Below are 6,597 nucleotides of genomic sequence, written 5' to 3'. Positions count from 1 at the left end.
CTCCAGTCCATGCAGGCGCAGGCCAGGCGCCGCCGACGCGCGCCGGTGGCCGCGGCGACGTCGACGCCCAGGCCGCGCAGCGCGTCCAGGCCCTCGTCGGTGCAGCGGTAGCCGCGGGCCTCGTCGGGGTCGGGCGTCATCCAGCGCTGGCGCAGTGCGTGGTCGTGCAGCCGCACGCCCCAATGTCCGGCCAGATGGTCGTAGCAGCGCCGCGCTTGTCGCAACGCGGGCGGGGTGCTCGGCTCGAAGCGCGGGCGCGGCAGACCGGCGAGCACCAGCATCGCCTCGAGGGCCTGCCCCACCTCGGCCCCGGCGAGCCGGTAGTAGCGGTGCTTGCCCTGCGCCATGCAGCCGATCAGCCCCTGCCCCAGCAGCTTGGCCAGGTGGGCGCTGGCGGTCGAGGCGGCGACGTCGCCGACGGCAGCCAGCTCGGTGGCCGTGCGCGCGTGGCCGTCCATCAGGCAGCAGAGCATCCGCGCGCGGACCGGCTCGGCCATGCTGGCGGCGATGTGCGCCAGCGCCTCGTCGGCGGTGGGAGCGTCAATCATGTTTCGATGCTAAGCGAAGCGTTCCCGGCGATCCATCGCGAAGATTCCCCGATGTTCCCCCTCACCGCCCGCTAGGGCGCCACGCGATGACCGCTTGTCCCTTCCATGCGCGGCACGATGCCGACGCGCCTGCCGTCACGAGGCCGACTCGCACGATCGTTCCAGTCCGCGCCAACGCCAACGCCAACGCCGAGGCCAGCCTCAGCGCCAACACCAACACCAACACCAACACCAGCACCAGCACCAGCACCAGCACCAGCACCAGCATCGGCGCCAGCGCCAGCGCCGATGCGGTGGTCGTCCACAACCCGGCCGCCGAAGCCCTGCTCGCGCCGCTGCTCGATCCGGCGCTGCGCATGCGGCCGCCGGGAGAGCCGCTGCCGCCGCCGCTCCGCACGCAGGGCGGCCCGCTGGCCGAGGTCTTCGCCCGCTGGCTGCGGCAACGCGACGACGCGACTCACGCACCGGAAAAGGCGGCGCTATCGCGCGCGTTGCTGGCGCTGTCCGACGACGATGTCCGCGCCCATGCCCGTCGCCAGGCGGCCATCGCGGCGCGCGGCGGCTGGTCCCACTGGCACTGGGCGGTCCCGGCGTCGACGGTGGCGAGCCTGCTGGGGCTGGCGATGGACGACGTCGACGCCCAGCGCCGGCTGCATGGCCGGCTGCGTGCGATGGCGGCCGGCCTGGGTGCGCAGGCAGAGGACGAGGCGGTCCGCGCCGGCGGCGAGGCGGTGGCGGCGCTGCTGGCCGCGCTCGACGACGCGGAGCACCGCGCGCCCGATGCGCCGTTGCAATGGACCCTGCTTCGGCACGCCGCGCCGCCGCGCTGGACCGACCGCGCCACGTTCACCGCGAACCGGCTGGCGCTGATCTGGCAGAGCCATGAGGCGGGCGCCGCGCTGCTCGGCCATGCGCTGCTCGAGGAAGGGCGGACCCGCGGTCCTCGCGTTGGCGAGGCACCGACGCGCGAGGACCTGCTGCGCCTGGCACGCGAAGGCGGCGCCGTGCGCGTGACCCGGCGTTTCGATGTCCGGCAAACGCCTCCCGCGCCGGTGACCGTGCCGCTGGCCGGCACCGATGCCCCGTTCGGCGACGGCGCGCACCGCTGTCCGGGACGAGGCCTGGCGCTGGAGACGTCGCTGGCGGCGCTGCAGTGGCTCGCCGAGCAACCGGCGCTGCGCCCGCCGACGGCGATCGCGCCCCTGGCGCTGCCCAACATGGACATTCCGCAATTCAAGGACGAGGAGCTATTCCCATGATCGCCGTCATCTTCGAAGTCACACCCAGCGCCGCAGGCCGTGACCGGTATCTCGAGCTCGCCGCCGAACTCAAGCCCCTGCTGCAGGAGATCGACGGTTTCCTCAGCATCGAGCGCTTCCAGAGCCTGACCGACCCGGGCAAGCTGCTTTCGCTGTCCTTCTGGCGCGACGAGGCGGCGGTGCATGCATGGCGACGCCTCGAGGCCCATCGCCAGGCGCAGGCGCAGGGTCGTGCGGGCGTGTTCTCCGACTACCGGCTGCGCGTCGCCGCGGTGCTGCGGGATTACGGCATGCAGGCGCGCGACGAGGCACCGGCGGACAGTCGCGAGCGCCATCGCGCCTGAGGCCTCCATGGCGCCGGCGGCATCCATGGGGCCGGGGCTGCCCGCGGTCCGGGCATCCGCCGCGGGACGGGGGCACCCCGCGTAACGCGCGTAACGGCTCTCGCATCGCGGACTCGTCCGCCGCGGAGTCGATTTCGTCGCAGCATCACGCCCGGCGTCGCCGGCGTGCCGAGAATCGCCGCCGTTCCAACGACACCGTCGCGAAGCCGGTCCCCTCCGCCCCATGTCCTCCCCTTCCCTGCCTGCCTCGGGCGCCCCGCGCCTGCATGGTCTGGACACGCTGCGCGCCGCGGCCATCCTGCTGGTCTTCGCCTACCACTACCAGGTCTTCGTCAGCGGCGAGTCGACCTTCGGCTGGTTGAGCCGCATCGGCTGGACCGGCGTCGACCTGTTCTTCGTGCTCAGCGGCTATCTGATCGCCAACCAGCTGATGGGCGGGATCGCGCGCGGCGAGCGGCTGTCGCTACCGCGTTTCTATGGCCGGCGCCTGCTGCGCACCCTGCCCAACTTCTACGTCGTGCTGGCGCTCTACCTGCTGCTGCCTCAGCTGATGGGCGGCCGCGAGCCGCCGCCCCTGTGGCGCTTCCTCACCTTCACCCAGAACATCGGACTGGCGCCGGGAACAGCCTTCTCGCACGCCTGGTCGCTGTGCATCGAGGAGCAGTTCTACCTGGCGCTCCCCGCCGCGCTGGTGCTCGGCGCCGCGCTGAAGTCGCGCCGACGTCTGCTGGCCTGGTCGCTGATCGGCGGGCTGACGCTGGCCGCCATCGTGTGGCGCGATCACCTGTGGCGGCGCTACGGCACGCAGGATCCGTCGCTCGGTTACTACCCGCAGCTCTACTACGGCAGCCTCGCCCGGCTGGACGAGTTCCTGCCGGGTGTCGCCATCGCCTTGCTGAAACACGGTCATGCGGACCGGTGGGCTGCGCTGATGGGTCGCGCGCGAATGCTGCTCCTCATCGGTGGCGCGGCCAGCTTCGCGATGCTCACGCTGATGCTGCACTTCTATTACATCGACGGCTACGGCTATGGCCGGGCGATGAGCAGTTGGGGCTACAGCGCGCTCGCCTGGAGCTTCGGTCTGCTGGTGCTGGCGGCGCTGGCGCCGCGCGGGCCGATGGCTCGCATCGAGGTCCCGGGCGCGAACGCGCTGGCGCGCTGGTCCTATGCGCTGTACCTCACGCACAAGCCGATCGCCTATGCGCTGGTCCAGCCGCTGGCGGTGATCGGCCTGACGCGCACGTCGGCAGGCGCGGCGCTGGCGATCGCCGCGGCCTGCCTGCTGGGCGGATGGCTGCTCTATCGAGCGGTCGAGCGGCCCTTCCTGGGCTGGCGCGACCGCTGGATCCCGTCTCAATTCGTGGCCGCCACGCGTGCTACAACCGCGAGCCAAAGGAGTCCCCAGCATGCGTAGCCCCCGTTCCTCCCGCCCCCGTCGCCCGGCGGTCCTGTCCTTCGGCGCCCTGGCGCTGAGCCTGCTCGCCGCCGCCTGCATGGGCGCGAACGCCGAGGAGATCGGCGATGTGAGCACGGTGTTCAAGTTCATCGGCCCGAACCACAAGATCGTCGTCGACGCCTACGACGACCCGGCAGTGAACGGCGTGACCTGCTACGTCTCGCGCGCGAAGACCGGCGGCATCAAGGGCGGCCTCGGCCTGGCCGAGGACAAGTCCGAGGCCTCGATCGCCTGCCGCGCCGTCGGTCCGATCAGCATCCCCAAGCCGCTGCCCCGGCAGGAGGAGGTGTTTTCCGAGCGCGCCTCGCTGGTGTTCAAGCGGCTGCGCGTCGTCCGCATGGTCGACGCCAAGCGCAACACCCTGGTCTACCTGACCTACTCGGACCGCGTCATCGAGGGCTCGCCGCAGAACAGCGTGACCGCCGTGCCGGTGGACCGCGGCACGGTCATCCCGGTGAAGTGAGCCGGCGAGGAATCCGCCATGCCCGTGATCACCGTCTTCACGCCCGACGAGGTGGAGCATGCGGACAGACCGGCGCCGCTGTCCGACTTCGATCGGCAGTTCATCGCCCAGGGCGATTCCTGGTTCTCGATGGGAGCGCTGCCGCTGCAGTCGTCCAACCTCTTCGATGGGATGTCGACCCGCACCGCCGCCTGTGCGGTCAATTTCGCCTCACCGGGCGCCGTGCTCCGGCGGATGACGGACGCAGTCCGGGAACGCCGCTTCCTTCGCCACCTCAACGGACCGCTGTCCCGCCGCTGGAGCGCGCTGCTGCTGTCCGGCGGCGGCAATGACCTCATCGAAGCGGCGGCGGTCGACCCGGCGCAGCCTGCCGCGCTGCGCCTGCTGGCCACGCGGGCGGAGTGGGGCCAGGGCATCGCGGAGGACCGCTATCTCTCAAACGCGGGCTGGCAGACCTTCAGCCTCCACCTCGAGTCGGTCGTGCGCCAACTGCTGCGGGAGCGCGACACGGGCCTCAACCGCGGCATCCCGGTCGTCCTGCACACCTACGACCTGGCCGTGCCGCGCCCGAGCGGCGCGGGCTTCGGCCGAGGTCCCTGGCTGCAGCCCTCGCTCGTGAAGTACGGCATCCCGCAGGATGCCTGGGCCGCCGTGAGCGCGCTGATGCTGCGACGGCTGAAGACCCTGCTGCTCCAGATCGCCGCGACGGTGCCCGACGGGTCGATGCATGTCGTCGACACGCAGGGCACCTTGGCGCCGGCACGGGTGACCGACACCGGGGCGACCGCCGACTGGCTCAACGAGATCCATCCGACGACCGCGGGCTACCGCAAGCTCAGCGCGCACTGGGGGCCGGTGCTGGACCGGATCTGAAGCCAGCCGCGGATCGCCTCATGGGGCGGCGACGGCCGGCGCGCCTTCGCGCTCGACCTCAGGCGCTCGTTCGACCTCGAAGCCCTCGTCGATCCAGCCGGTCAGCCCGCCGATCATCAGCTTCACCGGCCGGCCCAGCCGCGCCAGCCGCACCGCGCCGCGATGCGCGCCGTTGCAATGCGGGCCGGCGCAGTACACGACGAACAGCGTGTCCTTCGGATAGGCGGCCATCTTGCCTTCGGTGATCTTGCCGTGCGGCAGGCTGAGCGCGCCGGGCAGGTGGCCGCGCTGGTAAAGCTCGTGACTGCGCACATCCAGCAGCACGAAGTCCTGGACGCCGCGCGAGAACGCATCATGCACGTCCCAGCAGTCGGTCTCGAAGGCGAAGGCCTGCTCGAAGTGCGCGAGCGCCTGGGCGCTCGGTGCGGCGGGAATGGCGGAGACATGCGAGCTCATTGAAGTTTCCTTGCTGGGTGGGGATCGATGGCAGCCAGTGTCGCCAGTCGTCGGGCCACACGCGAGTGGCCGGAATGCCGTGCACCGGTAACATCGCGCCATGTCGCGACCCCGTCTTGCCTCCCGCTCAAAGCCCCGCGCCGGTGCCCTCACCGACGCGACGACCGTCGTCGCCAAGCCCGCCGGGCCCGCCAGGCAGCGTCGATCGTCCCGCGCGGCGGCCGGGCCTGAAGCGCCGCTCGTGGCGATCCTCGCGTACGACCGGCTGTGCATGTTCGAGTTCGGCTGCGCGGTGGAACTCTTCGCGCTGGACCGCCCGGAACTCGGCGTCGCCTGGTACCGCCACGCGATCTGCGCAGCCGAAGCCGGACCGCTGCGCGGCACCGGCGGCGTGCGCGTGGAGGCGCCCCATACGCTGGCGATGCTGCGGCGCGCCGACATCGTCGTCATTCCCGGTTGGCGCGACGCCGCCGAGCGCCCCCCCGAGCCACTGCTGAAGGCGGTGCGTGCCGCGCATGCGCGTGGCGCGCGGCTGTGCACGATCTGCTCCGGCGTCTTCGTGCTCGCGCATGCGGGGCTGCTCGAGGGCCGGCGCGCGACCACCCACTGGCGCTATGCGGAGCGCCTCGCCCGCGAGTTCCCCGGCATCGAGGTCGATCCCGACGCGCTCTACGTCGACGAGGGCCAGGTGATCACCTCGGCCGGATCGGCCGCCGGATTGGACATGCTGATGCACCTGGTGCGGCGCGATCACGGCGCGCGCGTCGCCAACGCGGTGGCGCAGCGGCTGGTGATGTCGCCGCACCGCGAGGGCGGCCAGGCCCAGTTCGTGCCGCGACCGATGCCCACCGATGAATCCAGTCCCATCGCCGTGCTGCAGGACTGGTTGCGCGCCCATCCGCGCGAGGTCCACACGGTGGCGTCGATGGCCGGTCGCGCCGCGATGAGCGCGCGCACCTTGCAGCGCCGATTCAAGGAAGCCACCGGTCTCGCACCGCTCGAATGGCTCACGCGCGAGCGCGTCGCCATCGCGAAGGAATTGCTCGAGACCCGCGAGGCGCTGGACGTGGAGGCGATCGCCGATCTCTCCGGACTGGGCTCGCCCGAGTCGATGCGGCGGCACTTTCGCCTGATGGGGCTGCCGGCGCCTTCACGCTACCGGCGGCAGTTCGGCTGATCGCGCGGCGCGAAGGTCGAT

8 protein-coding genes are annotated in these 6,597 nt (G+C 71.8%); 6 read left to right on the top strand and 2 right to left on the bottom strand.

Going from position 1 to position 6,597, the window contains the following annotated elements:
- Window positions 1-548: ArsR/SmtB family transcription factor (locus CS062_RS00435; RefSeq protein ID WP_099859513.1), on the bottom strand; the 548-nt coding region annotated here is incomplete at its 3' end.
- An 86-nt stretch (window positions 549-634) separates the two neighbouring features.
- On the opposite strand from CS062_RS00435, the gene CS062_RS26060 reads away from it, so the two are divergent.
- The 5 genes from CS062_RS26060 to CS062_RS00405 all read left to right on the top strand — a co-directional run bounded on the left by CS062_RS26060 (window position 635) and on the right by CS062_RS00405 (window position 4,943).
- Window positions 635-1,807, top strand: coding sequence for a hypothetical protein (locus CS062_RS26060; RefSeq protein ID WP_158238625.1), 1,173 nt, complete (start codon window positions 635-637; stop codon window positions 1,805-1,807).
- Window positions 1,804-2,151 (top strand): antibiotic biosynthesis monooxygenase family protein, encoded by a 348-nt coding sequence (locus CS062_RS00420; protein ID WP_099859511.1) that lies wholly within the window; start codon window positions 1,804-1,806, stop codon window positions 2,149-2,151. Before CS062_RS26060 ends, CS062_RS00420 begins: the two co-directional genes overlap by 4 nt.
- 223 nt (window positions 2,152-2,374) lie before the next feature.
- Entirely contained in the window at window positions 2,375-3,565 is a 1,191-nt protein-coding gene (locus CS062_RS00415; RefSeq protein ID WP_099859510.1) for an acyltransferase family protein, read from the top strand.
- On the top strand, window positions 3,558-4,070 hold the full coding sequence (locus CS062_RS00410) for a CreA family protein (protein ID WP_199174137.1): 513 nt from the start codon (window positions 3,558-3,560) through the stop codon (window positions 4,068-4,070). Before CS062_RS00415 ends, CS062_RS00410 begins: the two co-directional genes overlap by 8 nt.
- 18 nt (window positions 4,071-4,088) lie before the next feature.
- Window positions 4,089-4,943, top strand: coding sequence for an SGNH/GDSL hydrolase family protein (locus CS062_RS00405; protein WP_099859509.1), 855 nt, complete (start codon window positions 4,089-4,091; stop codon window positions 4,941-4,943).
- An 18-nt stretch (window positions 4,944-4,961) separates the two neighbouring features.
- Here CS062_RS00405 and CS062_RS00400 read toward each other — a convergent pair whose 3' ends face one another.
- On the bottom strand, window positions 4,962-5,399 hold the full coding sequence (locus CS062_RS00400; RefSeq protein WP_099859508.1) for a rhodanese-like domain-containing protein: 438 nt from the start codon (window positions 5,397-5,399) through the stop codon (window positions 4,962-4,964).
- Between the two features lie 100 nt (window positions 5,400-5,499).
- Between CS062_RS00400 and ftrA the strand changes: the two genes are divergently transcribed.
- Window positions 5,500-6,576: a transcriptional regulator FtrA gene (gene ftrA, locus CS062_RS00395; RefSeq protein WP_099859507.1), complete on the top strand. Its 1,077-nt coding sequence runs from the start codon at window positions 5,500-5,502 to the stop codon at window positions 6,574-6,576.
- Window positions 6,577-6,597: the final 21 nt, after the last annotated feature.

The sequence above is a fragment of the Roseateles chitinivorans genome (assembly GCF_002761755.1).
Classification (GTDB): domain Bacteria; phylum Pseudomonadota; class Gammaproteobacteria; order Burkholderiales; family Burkholderiaceae_C; genus Roseateles; species Roseateles chitinivorans.
The sequence above is the reverse complement of the archived record's forward strand: the minus strand, read 5'-3'. Positions and strand labels throughout refer to the sequence as shown.